The sequence below is a fragment of the Verrucomicrobium sp. genome (assembly GCA_028283855.1).
Classification (GTDB): domain Bacteria; phylum Verrucomicrobiota; class Verrucomicrobiia; order Methylacidiphilales; family GAS474; genus GAS474.
In genome coordinates this window covers 711720-728926 of sequence record JAPWJX010000003.1, presented here as the reverse complement: position 1 = coordinate 728926, position 17207 = coordinate 711720, and the positions used below count along the sequence as shown (strand labels likewise).

Here is a 17207-nt window from a genome sequence, read left to right as displayed (position 1 = left end):
GTACATGGGCGTTAAGCACCGGGTGTGCCAAACTCCAGCTGCCGCAGGGCCTCGTAGACGCCGATGCCCGCCGCCGTGGAGAGGTTGAGGCTCCGCACCTGGGGGTGGAGCTTCGGGATGCGGACCCGGCGGTCCGGATGCGCGTTGAGGAGCGCCTCCGGCAACCCCTTCGACTCCCTTCCAAAAAGGAGGTAGTCCCCCGCGCGGAACGACGCGTCGACGTGGCGGCGCTCCCCCTTCGTCGTGAAGAGGTGCCACCGCTCCGGGAAACCGTTCTCCGCGCGGAAGGCCTCCCAATTTTCCCACACCTTCCAGTCCAGGAATTCCCAGTAGTCGAGGCCCGCGCGCTTCAAATATCGGTCGCTCACCTCGAAGCCGAGCGGGCCGACGAGGTGCAGGCGGCAGCGCGTCGCCGCGCAGAGCCGGGCGATGTTCCCGGCGTTGGGCGGGATCTCCGGCTCGACCAGGACAACGTGGAGGAGCGGCTCCGTCATTCGACCTCGGCGGCGGGCAGGCGGCCCTTCCGGTTCTTGGCGCGCTCCAGGCGGGCCGCCTTCGGGAAGTAGACGACTTTCTTGAGGTAGAGCCCGTGCGCGGGCGCGCTGGCCGGGGCGGCGGTCCGCTGGCGCGCGGACAGGATCCGGCCCAGCTCGGCGGGAGAGAGCCGCCCCTTGCCGACGGCGACAAGCGCGCCGGTCAGGTTCCGCACCATGTGGTAAAGGAAGCCGTCCGCCGTCGCGCGGACGGTGACCAGAGAGCCGCTGCGGCGCACCTCCAATTCCTTGAGGTGGCGCGTCATGCTGGGCCGCGCGTAGCCGGGGTTGGAGGCGAAGGAGGTGAAGTCGTGCCGCCCCTGGAGCTTGGCCGCGGCGGCGCGCATCGCCTCCAGGTCGAGCGGCACGGGGACGTGCCAGACGCGGTCCTGCTGGAAGGGGTCGGTGAAGGGGGCGTTCCAGACTCGGTATTCGTAGGTCTTCCAGGCGACGTCGAAACGGGCGTGGAAGGTCGGCTCCAAAAAATCGACCCGGCGGACGCGAATGCCCGCGGGCAGGTGGTCGTTGAGCGCGCGCAGGAGGACGGGGGCGGCCAGCTTGCGCGGCGCGGTGAAGCTGGCGGGCTGGGCCAGGGCGTGGACGCCGGTGTCGGTCCGGCCGGAACCTTCCAGGGAGATGGGGCGCTTCCAGATTTGGGCCAGGACTTTCTCCACCTCCTCCTGGATGCTGGAGTGGCCCGCCTGCCGCTGCCAGCCGTGGAAGCCGGTGCCGACGTAGGCGATGAGGAGCCGGTGCCCGGCCAGAGGCGGCTCCGGCCTCATCCTTCCCCCCGCAGGGCGCGGCGGTCCAGGTAGGCCTGGAGGAGGACGGCGGCGGCGGCGCTGTCGATCTTCTCCCGCTGCGTCTTGGCGTTGTGGCCCGCCTCGTGGAGGCGGCGGCTGGCCTCGACGGTGGTGAGCCGCTCGTCGACCAGCTCGATCGGCACGGCGGCGACGGGGCCGAGCTTGGCGGCGAAGGCGCGGGCCTTCTCCGCCGCCTCCCCGTAGCTGCCGTCCATGTTCCGGGGCAGGCCCAGGACGATGAGGGTGACGCCCTCCTTCGCCGCCAGGTCGCGGACCTGGGCGGCCAGGCGGCGGAACGGCTCCGCCTCCAGGAACGGCAGGGGCCGGGCCAGGGAGAGGGTCCCGTCGCTCAGGGCGACGCCGACCCGCTTGGAACCGGGATCGAGGGCCAGGATCATGCCCCGTGGATCGCCTCCGCGAAGGGGCGGGCAAAGGCCTCCAGCCGCGCCGGGAGGTCGGCGGCTTTCCCGTGCTGGGCCACCTGGCTGACCAGGACGCTGCCGACGACCGCGCCGTCCGCCTGCGCGGCGACGGCCCGGGCCTGTTCCGGCGTGGAGATGCCGAAGCCGACGCAGACCGGCGTCTCCGTGGCGGCGCGAACGGCGGCGACCCGCTCCGGGATGCCCGCGGCCACGTCGCTCCGGGCGCCGGTGACGCCCTCCCGCGAGACGTAGTAGACGAAGCCGCCCGCCGCGCGGGAGAGCGCGGCCAGCCGCTCCGGCGGCGTGGTGGGGGAAATGAGGGTGATCCGCCGCAGCGCCTCCGGGAAAAGCTCTTCCGGCGGGGCGCCCAGGCTTTCCTCCGGCGGCAGGTCGAGGACGAGCGCGCCGTCGACGCCCGCCTCCGCCAGCTCCTCCAGCCCCGCGCGCAGGGAGGCGGCGGCCCCGCCCTCCCCGCGCAGGAGCGGATTGACGTAGGCGTAGAGGACGACGGGGATCTGGCTGCGACGGCGCAGGGCGCGGATCATTTCCAGGACCTTCGGGAAGGTCGCCCCCGCCTCCAGCGCGCGCTGGGCGGAGAGCTGGTTGACCAGCCCGTCGGCCAGGGGATCGGAAAAAGGGAGCCCCAGCTCCACGACGTCGGCCCCCGCCCGTTCCAGGGCCAGGACCAGCTCCGGCGTGGCGGCCAGGTCGGGATCGCCCGCGCCCAGGTAGGCGACGAAGGCCTTGCGGCCCGCGACGCGGAGGTTGGCGAAGACGGAGTCGATGCGGTTCATAGAATGGTTTGGGCCCCAAAGGCGGAGGCCGTCCAGGGTCAGGCCGGGGACGACGGCCTCGATCTCCGGCAGGCCGCGCGCGACGACGGCGGCCTGGCCGCCGGTGGCCAGGACGCGGAGGCGGCGCGCGCCCAGCTCCTTTTTCAGCGCGGCCAGAATCTCCCGGATGAGGCCCCGGTAGCCGACGACGGCGCCGACGCGGATCGCCTCCGCCGTGCTCTGGGCGACGATGCGGCGCGGCTCCCGCACGGAGACGCGGGGCAGAAGGGCGGTCCGCTCATGCAGGTAATCGGTCATGACGTTGAGGCCGGGGGCGATGACGCCGCCCGCGTAGGCCCCGTCCGCGTCGACCACGTCGAAGGTGACGGCGGTGCCGAAGTCGATGACGACGGCGGGCGCGCCCCAGAGCTTCCGCGCGGCGATCGCGTTGGCCAAGCGGTCGGCCCCCACCTGGTCCCGCCGCCGATAGCGGATGGGGATGCCCAGCTCGGCCCGGCCGCTCAGGACGCGGAGCCGCTTGCCGAAGGCGCGGGCGAAATGGGCCGTCTTCGCCGGGACGACGCTGCTGAGGAGGAGCGGCACCCCCGGATGGCGGCGGGCCAGGGCGCGGGCCCAGGCCAGGGTCAGGCGCGGCGTGGGATGGCTGCGGACAGCCCCCACCTTTTCCGGGGTGGAGAGGGCGTATTTCGTAAAGGAGTTGCTGACGTCGACGACCAGGAACTTCATAGCGGGCGGACCTCCGTCCCGTCCAGGCGGCCCGGCTCCGCGCAGGAAAAGGACAGCTCCATCGGGCGGCAGCAGACGGCGCAGTCCTCCACCGTCGTGTAATCGCCCTCGGACGTGTCGGCCACCGTCGTGAAGACGGCGCCGCAATGGGGGCACTCGATTTGGACTTCGACCAACATGGGGCTTTGATCCTATATATAAACGCGTGACGGCTCAAAAGCCCGAAAAGCTGCGCTTTCTCTCCCTGCAGCCGCTGGAGGGGCTCCGCCACCTGGCTTTGGAGCAGTGGAACACCGCCCTGCGCAAGGCCGGGCACGAGGTGGAGGAACGGGCCCTGCGCCACCCCAACGTCCCGCCGGAGGAAACGGAGGCCGCCCTGGCCGCCTGGATCGCCCGCCACCGCCCGGCGGCCCTCTTCACCGCCAGCGCCCTTTCCTTCACCCGGCCCGGCTTTTTCTCCCGCCCGGAGATCCGGGAGGTGCCGACCGCCGCCTTCTGGTTCGACGACCCCTACCGCCCCGTCCAGCGCTGGGCGGGCTCCCCCGGCTTCCTCGACGCGCTGCGGCTTCCGCAGGTCCGCCACTTCGTCTGGGACGGCTATTGGCGCGCCTGGCTGGCGGACCGGCACGGCGTCCCCTCCCTGCCGGTCCACCTGGCCGCCGATCCGGAGGAGTTCCACCCCCTGCCGCCCCATCCGGGAGAGGAAAACCTGGCCGTCTTCATCGGCACCCTGGCCGATCCGCTCCACCTGGCGGGCCTGGAACGGCGGCTTCCCCCGGTCCTCTCCAAGCTGGCCCGCCAGCTCCGCGCCGCCCTGGCGGAAGCCCCCGGCCTGGGCGGCGGCAACCCTTTCTCCCTCCTGGAACAGCTCGCCGCCGCCCTGCCGGAGCGCCTCCGCGCCGAGGCCGCCGGCCTGGAGGCCCGCGATCCCGACGCCGTCCTGCGCCTGCGGGGTCTGGCCTGGATGCTGGGGAAGAACGAGGTCCGCCTCCGCATGCTCCGGGCGGCCCGGCAGGTCGCCCCCGTCCTCCTGCTCTGCGGCAACGTGGAGAACACCCAGGCGGACGAGGCCGCCCTCCGCTCCCTTTTGCCCGGCGGCCCCCACCCCCTCCACGTGGAAGACACCGCCGCCTGGAACGGCCGGGGCCTGGCCCCCCTTTACGCCCGGGGCGCCGTCCACCTCCAGGCCACCGATCCCCAATCGGTCGACGGCGGCATCCCCTTCCGCGTCTTTCAGACGACGGCCTGCGCCCGCCCCCTTTTGACCGACGTGAAGCCGGAACTCCTCGAATGCTTCGCGGAGGGAACAGAGATCGCCTGCTACCGCTCCCCGGAAGAATTCCAGGCACGCCTGGCCCGCCTGCTGGCCGCGCCCCGGGAGCGGGAGACCCTGGCCCGGGCGGGGCACGCCCGCTTCCGGGCCGCCCACACCTGGAATCACCGGGTCGAACAGGTTCTACCGGCGCTCGGGATTTTTTGAGCCTCTGCGAAATTCTACTCAAGTCGGCCCTCCCGGGGGCCGAAGCAAAATGTAGAACCGACAGGAAGTCGGTGAGGCCGCCGGAGCCCGGAATCCGGCAAAGCCTGGAATGATTCCAGCCTGGCCGAAAGATTCGGACAGAAAGAAAAGGAGGTCTTACGGCAGTTCTTGCCACGAAGCGCGGTTTCCCAAAACCGCCCGCCACCTGAAACGCGTGGCCCCTGCCTCCCCGATGGCATCCCTCTAATCCTGTCATGGCCCAGCCCGGCTCTGCCGCGCTGCCCCATGCCTAAGCCCCCCACCTCGGCCTCCCCGGCCGAAACCTCCTTGTTCCGCCAGGAAAAGGACGGTTCCGCAGGAAGCGGTTGACGCAAGCCCCCCTTAAAAGGCCAGGCGTCCTCCACGCTCCAGGACCTTCGATCCGCGATCCCCGCCGGCGGCGCACCCGCCGCAGGCCTGGGCCGCGCCCTCGCAGGACCTGGCCGCGCTCTAAGAACGCCCGCGCCCCAAAGCCGCCTTGCGCCATGGATGGCACCCCCCGCACCGACTCCCGGTCCGGCGGCGGAAATCCCACCGCACCTCGATCCCGCAGGGGATCGAAACCGGTTCTTCCCGCATAAAAACGGGGAACGGACCGGTTCCGCAGCAGGAACGTGGCAGACGCTCCGGCCCAGCGGCTTCGGCTTAAAATCCGGACGCCGAAGGCCCCGTCGTGCCTTTTTTCATTTTTTTCTAAAGTCTCCCCCCCCGGCCGCCGATGTAAGGAGTAAGCAGTCGATAGGATGTCGGCTGAAGGCGGCCGGAGCCTCGAATCCGGCGAAAGGCCGGGAAGAAATTCCCGGTGCCGCCCGAATGAATCGGACGGAACTTAGGAGTAATAGTATATGGCAGTCATTACGACGAACATCGCGGCCACCCAGGCCACGTATTACCTCAACAAGAACAACACCGCGTTGACCCAGTCGCTGTCCGAGCTTTCCTCGGGCTCCCGCCTGGCGATCCCTAGCAACGACGCGGCGGGCCTGGCGGTCAGCGGCAATCTCACCGCTTCCATCAGCCGCCTCAACGCGGGTGTGAACGGGGTGAACGCCTTGGTGGGCGCCGCGCAGACCCTGGACGGCTTCCTGTCGACCATCCAGACGGAGTTGACCCGCATGTCGGAACTGGCCCAGGAGGCGACCAACGGCGCCTTCGGCACGACCGACCTGGCCAACTACGACGTGGAGTTCCAGAACCTGCAGAGCCAGATCAGCGCCATCGCCTCCAACGCGGGCTTCGACGGCACCGCGCTGTTCACCACGGGCAGCATCGGGGTCTCCATCGACTCCCAAGGCCACATGGACAGCATGGCGCTGACCACGGTGGGTAACGCGACCAGCCTGGGCTTGGGCACCTACTCGGTGAGCACCACGTCCCTGGCCACCGCCGCCCTCACCGCCGTCAACGCGGCCCTGACCTGCATCACGACCCGGCGCGCGAAGGTGAACGCGGACATCTCCAAGTTCAACTTCTACAGCCAGAACATGCAGACGGAAGCGACCAACCTGACCGCGGCCAACAGCGCCATCGCCGACCTTGACGTGGCGGCCGCCTCCACGCAGGTGTCCAAGTACAACATCATGGTCCAGTCCGCCACGGCGGCTCTGTCCCAGGCTAACAGTGTGCAGAAGAATGTGTTAACCCTGATCCAGAACCTCTAATCCCGGGCAGTTCCCCTCGCCGGCCGCCCCTCCCCCTGACGGGGGGAGGGGTGCGGCGGGGTTTCGCGTGGCGTTGAATTTTTGAAAAAAAACCTCAAGTCGCTGCCATCTCCTTCCGAAAAACGTAATACGGACTGACAGGAAGTCGGTCGGGGCTGCCGAAGCCCGGAATTCGGCGAGTCTGGAATGATTCCAGCGCCCGGGGCCCTCCCTGGGAATACGGAAAAGGAGTTCTATGGCAGTTATCTCCACGAATATCGCGGCCACGCAGGCCACGTATTACCTCAACAAGAACAACAACGCGCTGACGCAATCCCTTTCGCAGCTCTCTTCGGGCTCTCGACTGTCGGTTGCCAGCGCGGACGCAGCGGGTCTGGCAGTGAGCGGAAATCTCTCCGCCCAGATCACCCGCCTGAATGCGGGCGTTAATGGCGTGAACGCGGTCGTTTCCGCGGCCCAGACCCTCGACGGCTTCCTCTCGACTATCCAGACCGAGTTGACCCGCATGTCGGAACTGGCCCAAGAGGCGACTAACGGTGCCTTCGGCACGAGCGACCTCGCCAACTACGACGTTGAGTTCCAGAACCTGCAGAGCCAGATCAGCACGATCGCTTCCAATGCGGGCTTCGACGGTACCACGCTGTTCACCTCCGGGAGCATCAGCGTTTCCATCGACTCCCAGGGGCATGCGGACAGCCTCTCGCTGACCACGGTGGGCAATGCGACCAGCCTGGGCTTGGGCACCTACTCGGTGAGCACCACGTCCCTGGCCACCGCCGCCCTCACCGCCGTCAACGCGGCCCTGACCTGCATCACGACCCGGCGCGCGAAGGTGAACGCGGACATCTCCAAGTTCAACTTCTACAGCCAGAACATGCAGACGGAATCGACCAACCTGACCGCCGCCAACAGCGCCATCGCCGATCTCGATGTCGCCCAGGCCTCGACCGAGGTGTCCAAGTACAACATCCTGGTCCAGTCCGCCACGGCAGCTCTGTCCCAGGCGAACTCCGTTCAGAAGAACGTGTTGAGCCTGATCCAGAACCTCTAAGCCTCGCTTAGCGGCTTGAATCGCAAGCCGGCCCCTCGCAAGGGGGGCCGGCTTTTTGGCGTCTATTTCCGGGCCTTTTCGCGCAGCGCCGCCTCCAGCGCCCGGACCAGCCCGGCCCAATCCCCCTCCGCCGGCTGGCGGAAGAGGCGCGCCGTGGGATACCAGGGAGAATCGTCCCTATCCCGCAGCCAGCGCCACTCGGAAGCGTGGGGCAACAGAAACCAAAGAGGCCGCCCCAGCGCCCCCGCCAGATGGCCCGCCGCCGTGTCGACGGAGAGGATCAGGTCCAGCTCCTGCATCCGCAGGGCCGTCTCGTAAAAATCGGCCAGGTCCGCCGGGGCGCCGCGCAGCCAGGGATGGGCGGCGGCCTCCCCGGCCGCCGGGCCGTATTGCAGGCTGTGCCACTCCGTGCCGGGCAGGGCGCCCAGCGGCGCCAGAAGGGAAAGCGGGCAGGAACGCCGCCGGTCGTTCTGGAACTTCGGATTGCCCGACCAGACCAGGCCGATCCGGAGCGGGCCCGGCGCGCGGGGCCCCGCGGGCAGGTCGAAGTAGGGAACCTCCCCCGGGATCGTCGCCGCCTCCGTGCCGAAAACCAGCGGCAGGGACATGAGAGGGATCTGAAAATCGTAAGGCCCCGGATTATCCAGGGGGACGACGGCGTCGATCCCCCGGGCCCTTTGAAAAAGGCGCGTGAGCGCCGGGCCGCAGGCCGCCACCACCCGCCCGTCCGGAGAGAGCGCCTTGGCCCGCACCGCGTAGCGGACAAACTGGATGGCGTCACCGAAACCCTGCTCCGTCTGGAGGAGAAGGGTTTTTCCCGAAAAAGCACCCCCCTCCCAGCGCAGGCCGGAAAGCCGGGGCACGTGCCCCTGGCCGAAGCGTTCCTCGTAGTCCCGGAACCCCTCCCGCAGCCGCCCCAGGGCCAGAAGGGAAAAGGACCGGTTCCAGCGGAGGCGGGCGGAAACCTCCTCATCCGGGTTCCGCTTTTCCGCCCGGGCATAGCAGTCCAGAGCCTCCTGGGGCCGCCCCAGGAAATTGAGCGCCACCCCGTAATTGACCAGCCCGACAGGGTTTTCCGGCTCCAATTCCAGGAGCTTGGCGAAGGTGGCGCGGGCGCGCTCCATCTCGCACTGGTCGAGCCAGAAGTTGCCCTGGCTCAAATAAAGCCCGGCCAAATGGGGATAACGGGCAATCGCCCCCTCGTAAAACGCGCGGGCGCGGTCCGCCGCCCCGGGTGTCTCGTCCTTCCGGTGAGCCTCCCCCTTTTCGAAGAAGAGGCGCTGAAGATTTTCCGCCACCTCCTTCTCCTCCTCCGTGCCGGGAGGCACCAGGGAGGCCGCCTTCTCGAAGCAGGCCAGCGCCTCCTCCATCTGCCCGGCGTCCTCCCGGTGGAGGCCCAGGTTATTCCACGCGGCGAAGGAATCGGGGTCGAGGCGGAGGGCCTCCTCCAACGCGGGGATCGCGCGGGCCGCCGCCGGGCCGCCCGCGGCCTGGAGCGCGGCGGCCAGATTGACCCAAAGCTCCGGGTGGGCGCGCTGGGCCAGCGCCCGCTCGTAATCGGCGGCCGCCTCCGCGGGGCGCCCGGCGGCACGGAGCGCCTCCGCCCGATTCACGCGGGCCATCCAGTGGTCCGGCTGCCGTTGGAGCGCCAGGTCGAGGAGCTGGACCGCCTCCGCCGCCTTCCCCAGCCGCAGCAGGCAGAAGCCGGCCGCGCTCAGCGCCTCCGGCTGCGTCGGGTCCTGGGCCAGGACCGGCTCCAGGCCGCGCAGGACGGCGGCCTCGTCGATCCGGCCCTGCTGGAGGGCCGCCATGAGCGGGGCGACGGCGCTCATCGCCCGCCCGCCTCCTGGGCGAACAAGTCGCGCAGCCGGTGGGTCCACAGATGCTGCCGGGCCGTGCGGCGGCGGGCCCGATCGCCCCACTCCAGCGCCTCGCCGGGATCGGAGAGAAAGCGGCGGACTTGCGCCTCCGCTTCCTCCAGGGAACGGGCGCAGGCCACCTCCCCGTCGGCATAGCAGTGGCGGACGTCGGGGGAAAGGAGGTTGACGGACACGCGGCCGCAGGCGGCGATCTCGAAAAGCTTCTCGTTGGCCGTGGCGTCCCGCAAGGAGTTGTAGCCGTTCAGATGGCAGGCGTGGCGCTGGTAGGCGGCGGGCAGCTGCGGGAAAGGAATATCGGGGGCCGACTTCACGCCGTATTTTTCCCACTCCCCCTGCGCGCTGTAAACGTCCAGGAGTCCCGCCTTCCAAAGGCGGTGGACCAGGGCGGGGCGGTCGAACTGGTTGGTCATCTTCACGAACATCGCGGCGTTGAGAATTTCCCCCGCCTCATTGATCGCCTCCAACGCGCCGGGGTAGTCCCGCCCGGCGCGGACCAGCAGGGCGGTGGCGGAGACATAGGGCTCCGCCGCCCGCATGACCAGGGCCTGCGCGAGGAGGGCCCGCACGGCCGGCTCCTTCGCCAAGGGCTTGTGCAGATAAACCATGGCGTGAGCCATGGCGGCGCGGCGGGCCTCCTCCCGGATCTCCGGCAGCTCCGCCCCCCTTTCCAGCAGGGCCAGGATCTGCGGGGTGGGCGGGATGCGCAGCCCCGGATTGCCGATGAAGGAGGCGCGGGCCGTCACCTCCGGCGCGGCCCGGTGACGGAGATACTCCGGGGCGGCCGCCAGGTAGCTCAGGCGCGTGCCCGTGATGCCCAACGCGTGCAGCTCCTCCCGCTGCCCCTGACCGTAACAGCAGTGCAGAACCTTGGGATGGCGGAGGGCGGCCTGGAAACGGTCGAGCGCGCCCGGAAAACACGTGTTCGGATAGGCGCACCAGGCCTTCGGGTCGTCGAACCAGAAGGAGTAGATGCGGGAGACGGCTGGATCGTCGAGGAAGAGGGCCTCGTCGAAGAACCAGTTAAGGTCGAGCGCCAGGACCGCCGCGCCAGGACCGCCCGGGCGGGCGTGCTCGCGCACCGTGGCGCCGTACAGGCCCCGCACCCGCTCCCGCGCCTCCGCCCACGCCGCCTCCGGGTCGGCGACGAACTGGGACTCGATGTCGGCCATCAGCCGCAGGATCGAGCCGTCCCGCGCCACGGCGGGCAGGCCCAGGGCGCGGCAGGCCCGCAGGATCGCCTCCGAGGTCTTCGTGCTGTGCGGCATCACGTCCTGCGCCACGACCAGGGCGGAGGAGAAGGCCGCAGGCGGCTCCGCCGCCTCGGCCGCAGGAGCGGCGGGCGCGGCCTCCTCCACGCGGAAGCGGAGGCCCTCCACGTCGCTCAGGGCGTGCCGGACCGGATCGGGCAGCGGCGGAACGGCGACGATCTCCGCCATCTCGTAGAAGCGGCCCAGCACCGCGTAGATCGAGCGCAAGATATGGAGATAGGCCTCACGGAAGGGGGCCTCGCCGACGTGGCCGATGAAATCGAGGGGGATTTCCAGCTCCGCCGCGTCGCGCAGGACGGCGCTGCGGCCTTCCCGGCGGGCCGCCTCCTCCAAGGCCAGCGCCTTCTCCCATGAGGCGGGGAGCCGCCGGTCGGCGACGATGAGCAGGCCGTTCTTCACAGCGGGCCCCCGCTCCACTCCCGCAGCCGGGCGGCCAGGGCGGCCAGCGGCGCGTCCCAGGCCCCGGGGAGGCGCTGGCGGAAAAGCCGCACGGAGGGATACCAGGGCGTGCGCTCGTCGTAGGGATCACCCTCCCCGCCCTGCTGCCAGCGCCAATCGGGCGCCGCCATGAGGAGGAGGGCCGTGGGAACGCCAAGGCTCCCGGCCAGATGGGCCAGCGCGGTGTCGCTCGTCACCACCAAGTCGGCCTCCGCCAGCGCCTGGGCCGTCTCGTAAAAATCGGCGAAATGCGGCGGCGGCTCCAGCGGCGGCGCCCCGGCGGGCCAGGCCTCCAGGGAGGCGCCGCCCTGCTGGAAGGCGCGCCAGGAAAAGCGTTCCCCCGCCGCGCGGGCCAGCGCGGCGAATTTTTCCAGCGGCACGCCCCGGCGGGCGTTCTGGGAAAAGGCGGGATTGCCCGTCCAGGCCAGCGCCACGCGGAAAGGCGGGCGTCCCGGGGCGGACCGGGCAACCCCCCGGAACCGCGCGGGCGGCGGGACGCTTTCCAGCCGGGTGCCGCAAAGCCGCGCCGCGGAGACCAGCGGCAAATGAAAGTCGAACGCGCCGGGCGGGACGGCCTCCCCGCGCGGCACGACGGCGGCGACGCCCTCCGCCGCGGCGGCCAGGCGGCGCAGCGGCTCCTCGCACGCCACGGTGACGCGCGCCCCGCGCCCGGCCAGCACCGCCGCGTAACGCAGGAACTGGATCGAGGTGCCCGCCCCCTGCTCCGTCCAAAGGAGCAGCCGCTTTCCCGCCAAATCTTCCCCATGCCACGCGGGCATGGGAAAAGCCGGCGGGGCATACCCCGGCAGCAGCCAGCGGGCCTCGTACTCCGCCCAGCCCCTTTCCCAATCCCCCGTCATGAGGCGGGCCAGGGCCAGGTTGGCCGCGCTTTCCGCATCGTCCGGGGCCAGCGAGCGGGCCCGCTCGTGCGCGCGCACGGCGGCGGGCGGATCCCCCGCCTCCAGAAGGGCAATGCCAAGGTTCATCGCCGCCTTGGGAAACGTGCCGCCGGAAAGGGCCAGCGCCCGCTCAAACAAAGCGGCGGCGGCCGCCGCGCGGCCCGCCTCCAGCTCCACGTTGCCCAGGTTGAAGGCGGCGTGGGCGTAGAGCGGGTCGATTTCCAAGGCGGCGCGAAACGCCGCCGCCGCCTCTTCCGCCAAGCCCCGCTTCTGCAGGACCAGGCCCAGGTTGTTGCGCGCTTCCGCGTAAAGAGGGCGCAGCTCCAGCGCGCGGCGCAACGCCGCCTCCGCCGCCTCGGGACGGTCCAGGGCCAGCTCGCACAGGGCCAGGTTGTTGTGCAATTCCGGGACGGCGTCCAAGGCGGGGGCGGCCTGCCGGTAAAGGGCCAGGGCCGCGGCGGCGTCGCCGGAGGCCTGGGCCTCCAGCCCCCGCTCGGCCAGGACGGCGGCTTCCGCAAAGGAAAAGGCCGGGCCGCTCATGACGGCGAGGCGGGCGGCAGAAGCCCCGCGCCGGTTCGCGCGGCCTCCTCCAGCTCCCGCGCGACGCGGGCAATGAGCCCCACCCAGTCGCCCCGCGCCGGTTGGCGCATCAGGCGGGCCGTGGGGTACCAGGGCGTCGTCTCCCGGTCGATGAGCCAGCGCCATTCCGCGTGGCGGGGCAGGAGGAGCCAGAGCGGCTTGCCCATCGCCCCCGCCAGGTGGCCGACGGCGGTGTCGACCGCCAGCACCAAGTCGAGCCCGGCGACGACGCGCGCCGTGTCGAGGAAATCGCGGCAGGCCCCCACGGCGTCCGGGAAAGGAGGCGGCGGGGCGGAAGGCTCCAGCTTTTGCAGGCTGACGATCTCGACGCCCGGCACGTCCCGCAAGGGCAGAAGCGCCTCCGGCGGACAGGAGCGGGCGCGGTTTTCCGCGTGGTCGCCGCTTCCGGCCCAGACGATGCCGACGCGCAGCGGCCCGGTGCGCGGGGAGCCGGAAAGGGAGGCCCCCAGGTAAGGAACGGACGCGGGGACCGCCTCCGGGGCGGGGCAAAAGAAGCGGGCCAGACTCATGAGCGGCGACCAAGCCTGGAAGGGAGGCCGGGGCGTGCCGCGGATGATGACCTGGTCGATCCCCTCCACGCCCCGCAGCAGCCGGGCCAGGACAGCCTGCGTTTCCACGATGATCCGCCCCCCGCCCAGCCGTTCCTTGGCCTGGCGGGCCAGGCGGATGAACTGGATGGTGTCTCCCAGCCCCTGCTCCGCCAGGAGAAGGAGGGCGCTTCCCTCCCCCAGCGGCTGCCCCTCCCACCGGGGCATGGTCAGCTCCTTGTGCCCGTAGAGGAGGTGGTAGGTGACGAAACGCCAGTCGAACTCCTTCCATCCCTCCGCGTAGTCGCCCTGCAGGAGGCGGACGGTGGCGCGGTTGATGTGGCTCTCCGCGTGGTTGGGGTCGATGGCCAAGGCGCGGTCGAAGAGCTCCACCGCCTCGTCGATCCGCCCCAGCAGGCGGACGGTGACGCCCAGATTATTCAGCACCTCCAGCAGCTTCGGCTCGATCTCCAGCGTGCGGCGAAAGTGGGGCTCCGCCTCCTCCAGCCGGTTCAGGCGCAGCAGCGCAGTGCCGCGCAGAAAGGAGTAGTCCCCCCGGAGATGCGGAACGGCGTGCTCCGCGTAGTGGGGGGCCACCTCGTCGAGGAGGGGGAGGACCTCCTCGAACTTAAGCTGGTGCAGAAGGGCGCGGACCAGGGAAAACTTGGCGATGGGCAGGTCCGGCGCGAAGCGCAGGGCGTTGCGCAGGCAGGTTTCGGAATCGGCCCAGCGGCGCTGGTGGGCCATGACCAGGCCGAAGTTGTTCCACAGCTCCGGATTCTGGGGGTCGAGGCGGAGGCCCGCCTCAAACGCGCCGATCGCGGCGGGCCAGTCCCGCTTCTCCAGGGCGACGAGACCCAGAAGGTTGTAGACCTGCAATTCCCCCGGCATCCGGCGGCGGCACTCCTGCAGGAGGGCGGCGGCTTCGTCCCAGCGCCGCTGGTGATACAGGCGGCTTGCCTTCTCTAAGATTGCATGCGCCATCGCAATACAGTAACCGTAGGCGCTATCGAGGCATCCCTCAAACCTTTCGTGAAGCCGAAACGCAAACTGGACGTCGCCCCCAGCGACACGCCCGCCGCGCCCCTCGGCGGCCTTTCCGACTCCCTCCTGCAAAGCCTCTCCTCCGTGGAGGGCCGCGCCTACGAGGCCCCCGCCTCCCCGGAACCCCCCGCCGCCCCAGGCAAGGCCAAGGCCGAACGGCTCGTCCTGCGCCGGGAGACGAAGGAGCGGGGAGGGAAGACAGTCGTCGTCGTCGCCGGGTTCTCCGGCGCGCCGGAAGCCCGGGAGGAAACGGCCCGCGCCCTGCGGCGGACGCTGGGCTGCGGCGGCACGGTGGAGGGGGAGGAAATCGTCCTCCAGGGGGACCGGCCCGAGGCGGTCGCCGCCGCGCTGCGCAAACTGGGCCACCACGTCCGGGGAGTGGGCGCGTGAGCCGGCTTTCCCTTTTGGCCGCCCTCCTCGGCTGCCTTCTCTGCGCCTGCCAGCCGGTCGACACCACCGGCCTGGACGAGGCGATGCAGGGCTACCTCGACTCCATCCACGACCTGAACCCCGGCCTGACCCTGCGCTACATGCCGCGCACGGACAAATGGCATTTCATCTCCTATCGGAAAGGGAATTCCAAAATCGTCAGCGCCCCCTTCTTCACCTACCAGGAGACGCAGACCCAGTTCGACAGGCGGGGCGGCCTCTGGACGGCCCTCTTCAGCGGCACCGACGACTACCACTACACCGACCGCATCGCCGCCCATCCGACCGTCCGCTACTGGGACCATGACCCGGGCGACCTGACCTACCGCATCCCGGCCCGGGACGGCGTGAGCTACGTCACCTGGCGCAAGGAAGGGGACGGCTGGGTCATCTCCGCGATCGGCGACGACGCGCCTTAGGGCGCTCCGCGCCCGCCCACTACGCCAAGGCCTTGATGAGAACCTTGGAATTGCGGCCGCTCTGCTCGTAGCGCTCGCGCCGCGCGGCGGGCAGGAAGTCAGGGCCGACCTCCCGGAAACCGCCCTTTTGCTGGAAGAAATTGAACGTCCGCGTGGAGAGGGCGAAGAGCTCCCGCACCCCCTTTTCCTTCGCCCGCTCGTGGACGAAGTGGATGAGCTTCCGGCCGATGCCCTGATTCTCATGGTTGCGGCTGACGTGGAGGCAGGCCAGCTCCGCCTTCCCCTCCGCGAAGACGTGCAGGGCGACGCAGGCGACGATGTTCCCGTCGATCTCGAAGACGTAGTAGTCCCCCAGCTGCTGGAGGATGGAGGCCCGCGTCCGTTTCACCAGCTCCTCCGCCTCCACCGACTCCTTGATGAGGGAGAGGATGTGCCGCACGTCCTTCTTCAACGCGGGGCGGATGGCGGTGTATTCGTTGGCGTAGATCATGGTGCCCACGCCGACCTTGGAGAAAACCTCGCCCAGGATCGCCTCGTCCAGGCGGCCGTCGATCAGGTGGGCGCGGCTGACCGCGCCGCTCTTGCAGGCGCGCACGGCGTGCTCGACCTTGGAGATGAGGGTTTGCGGGACCTCCGCGTGGGATTTCTTGAGGTAGTCCTCCGCCTCCGCCACCGCCATCTGGCTGATGAGGGAGCTGCCGCGGAAGAGGCCCGGCTCCGGGGTGAGGTAGATCAGCTTGGCCGCGCGCATGGACTCCGCCACCGCCTGGGCCACGCCGTCCGAGTTGACGCGGTAGGTCCGCCCCTCCCCGTCGAAGCCGAGGGGGGGGAGCACCGGGATGATCTCCCGCTCCAAGAGCTCGTTCAGGAAGGCGGTGTCGACCCGCTCCACCCGGCCGGTGAGCTGCCGGTCAACCCCGCCGACGATGCCGAAGGGGTGGGCGATGACCGCGTTGGCGTAGACGGCGCGCAGGTCGCTGGAGGAGAGGCCCTCCATGATCTCGTGCGTCGTCCGGTTGGCGGCGGTCAGCGCGGCGGCCAGGGTCGGCGCGTCGGTCACGCCGGTGCCGTGCAGGTCGGAAATGGGCGCGCCCATGCGGGACATCTCCTGCAGCTGGTGGCCGATGCCGTGCACCACGATGAGGCGGATGCGCAGGCTGTGGAGGACCGCCAGGTCCAGGAGGATGTTGGAGAAGTTGTCCTGGGAGACGATCGCCCCGTCGATGGAGACGACGAAGAGCTTGTCCCGGAATTGGGGGACGTAGGTGAGGATGCCGCGCAGGTCGGAAACGTTCATGGCTTCGGAGAGCCTTCACGTTGGGCGGCGCGGGCCCGCCCGGCAACGATTTTTGCGGCCAGCCGGAGGGCGGCAACCATGCTGCGCGGGTCGGCCCGGCCGGTCCCCGCCAGGGCCAGGGCGGTGCCGTGATCCGGGCTGGTGCGGACCAGGGGAAGGCCCAGGGTCACGTTCACCCCGTCGTGGAAGGCGGCCATCTTGAAGGGGGCCAGGCCCTGGTCGTGGTTGGCGGCGACGACCCCGTCGAACTCCCCGTGCGCGGCGCGCCAAAAGACCGTGTCGGCGGGATAGGGCCCGGAGAGCTCCGCGCCCGGAATGCCCGCCCGGAAAACCGGGGCGAAGCGGGCCTCTTCCCGGCCGAAGAGGCCGTTTTCCCCCGCGTGGGGATTGATCCCCGCCACGGCCAGCCGGGGCCGGACGATCCCCAGCTCCCGCAGGAAGCGCGCGGTCTCCCCCGCCACGTGGCGGAGGCGGGCGGCGGTGGCCCGGGCGATCGATTCCTTCAGGCTGCAATGGGCGGACAGGAGGGAGACGCGGAGCCGGGGGGACCAGAAGGCCATCACCGCGCGCTCTTCCGGCAGGCCGCAGGCGGCGGCGAGGAACTCCGTCTGGCCCGGATAGGGGAAGCCGATCTCCGCCAGGGTTTCCTTCCGCACCGGGCCGGTGACGACGGCGGCGTAGCGCCCCGCGCGGCAGCCCTCCGCCGCGCGCTCCAGGGCGTCCCAGGCCGCCCGGGCGGAACGGCGGGTGGAACGGCCCGGCTTTGCCGCGCCCGCCTTGCCGACGACCTCGTAGCGGAACCCTTTGGGCAGCGGGCCGCGCAAGGCGGCGGCGGCGACTTCCGGCCCGACGCCGGCGGGATCGCCCAGGGTGACGGCGATGACGGGGGCTTTCACC

The 17207-nt window shown here is 70.4% G+C and carries 16 protein-coding genes; 5 read left to right on the top strand and 11 right to left on the bottom strand.

Going from position 1 to position 17207, the window contains the following annotated elements; genetic code table 11:
- Positions 1 to 11: 11 nt before the first annotated feature.
- The 5 genes from PW734_04790 to PW734_04770 are packed head-to-tail and all read right to left on the bottom strand — an operon-like array spanning position 12 to position 3457.
- Positions 12 to 494, bottom strand: coding sequence for a tRNA (cytidine(34)-2'-O)-methyltransferase (locus PW734_04790; GenBank protein ID MDE1170519.1), 483 nt, complete (start codon positions 492 to 494; stop codon positions 12 to 14).
- Complete coding sequence (gene truA / locus PW734_04785; GenBank protein ID MDE1170518.1) at positions 491 to 1315, bottom strand: tRNA pseudouridine(38-40) synthase TruA; 825 nt, start codon at positions 1313 to 1315, stop codon at positions 491 to 493. Before truA ends, PW734_04790 begins: the two co-directional genes overlap by 4 nt.
- The gene (gene ruvX, locus PW734_04780; GenBank protein ID MDE1170517.1) at positions 1312 to 1734 is read right to left on the bottom strand and encodes a Holliday junction resolvase RuvX; all 423 of its coding nucleotides are present in this window, start codon (positions 1732 to 1734) and stop codon (positions 1312 to 1314) included. The genes truA and ruvX overlap by 4 nt, the downstream gene beginning before the upstream one ends.
- Positions 1731 to 3278, bottom strand: a complete 1548-nt coding sequence (trpA, locus tag PW734_04775; GenBank protein MDE1170516.1) for a tryptophan synthase subunit alpha — start codon at positions 3276 to 3278, stop codon at positions 1731 to 1733. The genes ruvX and trpA overlap by 4 nt, the downstream gene beginning before the upstream one ends.
- Positions 3275 to 3457 (bottom strand): CPXCG motif-containing cysteine-rich protein, encoded by a 183-nt coding sequence (locus PW734_04770; protein MDE1170515.1) that lies wholly within the window; start codon positions 3455 to 3457, stop codon positions 3275 to 3277. Before PW734_04770 ends, trpA begins: the two co-directional genes overlap by 4 nt.
- 26 nt (positions 3458 to 3483) lie before the next feature.
- On the opposite strand from PW734_04770, the gene PW734_04765 reads away from it, so the two are divergent.
- The 3 genes from PW734_04765 (at position 3484) to PW734_04755 (ending at position 7509) form a co-directional block, all read left to right on the top strand.
- The gene (locus PW734_04765) at positions 3484 to 4758 is read left to right on the top strand and encodes a glycosyltransferase (protein MDE1170514.1); all 1275 of its coding nucleotides are present in this window, start codon (positions 3484 to 3486) and stop codon (positions 4756 to 4758) included.
- An 884-nt stretch (positions 4759 to 5642) separates the two neighbouring features.
- Positions 5643 to 6458 (top strand): flagellin, encoded by an 816-nt coding sequence (locus PW734_04760; protein MDE1170513.1) that lies wholly within the window; start codon positions 5643 to 5645, stop codon positions 6456 to 6458.
- Positions 6459 to 6693: 235 nt separating this feature from the next.
- A complete protein-coding gene (locus PW734_04755) occupies positions 6694 to 7509 on the top strand; it encodes a flagellin (GenBank protein MDE1170512.1) in 816 nt (271 codons plus the stop codon).
- 62 nt (positions 7510 to 7571) lie between these two features.
- Here PW734_04755 and PW734_04750 read toward each other — a convergent pair whose 3' ends face one another.
- From PW734_04750 to PW734_04735, 4 genes are read right to left on the bottom strand one after another with little or no spacing between them, the layout of a single operon-like run.
- The gene (locus PW734_04750; GenBank protein MDE1170511.1) at positions 7572 to 9341 is read right to left on the bottom strand and encodes a tetratricopeptide repeat-containing glycosyltransferase family protein; all 1770 of its coding nucleotides are present in this window, start codon (positions 9339 to 9341) and stop codon (positions 7572 to 7574) included.
- Positions 9338 to 11056 carry a glycosyltransferase gene (locus PW734_04745; GenBank protein ID MDE1170510.1) on the bottom strand — a complete coding sequence of 573 codons (1719 nt, stop codon included), beginning with the start codon at positions 11054 to 11056 and terminating at the stop codon, positions 9338 to 9340. Before PW734_04745 ends, PW734_04750 begins: the two co-directional genes overlap by 4 nt.
- The gene (locus tag PW734_04740) at positions 11053 to 12534 is read right to left on the bottom strand and encodes a tetratricopeptide repeat protein (GenBank protein MDE1170509.1); all 1482 of its coding nucleotides are present in this window, start codon (positions 12532 to 12534) and stop codon (positions 11053 to 11055) included. Before PW734_04740 ends, PW734_04745 begins: the two co-directional genes overlap by 4 nt.
- A complete protein-coding gene (locus PW734_04735) occupies positions 12531 to 14105 on the bottom strand; it encodes a tetratricopeptide repeat-containing glycosyltransferase family protein (GenBank protein ID MDE1170508.1) in 1575 nt (524 codons plus the stop codon). Before PW734_04735 ends, PW734_04740 begins: the two co-directional genes overlap by 4 nt.
- Positions 14106 to 14153: 48 nt before the next feature.
- On the opposite strand from PW734_04735, the gene PW734_04730 reads away from it, so the two are divergent.
- Positions 14154 to 14555 carry a translation initiation factor gene (locus tag PW734_04730; GenBank protein ID MDE1170507.1) on the top strand — a complete coding sequence of 134 codons (402 nt, stop codon included), beginning with the start codon at positions 14154 to 14156 and terminating at the stop codon, positions 14553 to 14555.
- Positions 14552 to 15013, top strand: a complete 462-nt coding sequence (locus PW734_04725) for a hypothetical protein (protein MDE1170506.1) — start codon at positions 14552 to 14554, stop codon at positions 15011 to 15013. The genes PW734_04730 and PW734_04725 overlap by 4 nt, the downstream gene beginning before the upstream one ends.
- 19 nt (positions 15014 to 15032) lie before the next feature.
- On the opposite strand, the gene argA is transcribed toward PW734_04725, so the two are convergent.
- Positions 15033 to 16310, bottom strand: a complete 1278-nt coding sequence (argA, locus tag PW734_04720; protein ID MDE1170505.1) for an amino-acid N-acetyltransferase — start codon at positions 16308 to 16310, stop codon at positions 15033 to 15035.
- On the bottom strand, positions 16307 to 17206 hold the full coding sequence (locus tag PW734_04715) for a 4-hydroxythreonine-4-phosphate dehydrogenase PdxA (GenBank protein ID MDE1170504.1): 900 nt from the start codon (positions 17204 to 17206) through the stop codon (positions 16307 to 16309). The genes argA and PW734_04715 overlap by 4 nt, the downstream gene beginning before the upstream one ends.
- Position 17207: the final 1 nt, after the last annotated feature.

What these genes read in the sequence shown, in the direction of transcription:
- PW734_04790 (MDE1170519.1), bottom strand. Translation starts at nt 494, where the DNA reads ATGACGGAGCCGCTCCTCCACGTTGTCCTGGTCGAGCCGGAGATCCCG.
- truA (MDE1170518.1), bottom strand. Translation starts at nt 1,315, where the DNA reads ATGAGGCCGGAGCCGCCTCTGGCCGGGCACCGGCTCCTCATCGCCTAC.
- ruvX (MDE1170517.1), bottom strand. Translation starts at nt 1,734, where the DNA reads ATGATCCTGGCCCTCGATCCCGGTTCCAAGCGGGTCGGCGTCGCCCTG.
- trpA (MDE1170516.1), bottom strand. Translation starts at nt 3,278, where the DNA reads ATGAAGTTCCTGGTCGTCGACGTCAGCAACTCCTTTACGAAATACGCC.
- PW734_04770 (MDE1170515.1), bottom strand. Translation starts at nt 3,457, where the DNA reads ATGTTGGTCGAAGTCCAAATCGAGTGCCCCCATTGCGGCGCCGTCTTC.
- PW734_04760 (MDE1170513.1), top strand. Translation starts at nt 5,643, where the DNA reads ATGGCAGTCATTACGACGAACATCGCGGCCACCCAGGCCACGTATTAC.
- PW734_04755 (MDE1170512.1), top strand. Translation starts at nt 6,694, where the DNA reads ATGGCAGTTATCTCCACGAATATCGCGGCCACGCAGGCCACGTATTAC.
- PW734_04750 (MDE1170511.1), bottom strand. Translation starts at nt 9,341, where the DNA reads ATGAGCGCCGTCGCCCCGCTCATGGCGGCCCTCCAGCAGGGCCGGATC.
- PW734_04740 (MDE1170509.1), bottom strand. Translation starts at nt 12,534, where the DNA reads ATGAGCGGCCCGGCCTTTTCCTTTGCGGAAGCCGCCGTCCTGGCCGAG.
- PW734_04735 (MDE1170508.1), bottom strand. Translation starts at nt 14,105, where the DNA reads ATGGCGCATGCAATCTTAGAGAAGGCAAGCCGCCTGTATCACCAGCGG.
- argA (MDE1170505.1), bottom strand. Translation starts at nt 16,310, where the DNA reads ATGAACGTTTCCGACCTGCGCGGCATCCTCACCTACGTCCCCCAATTC.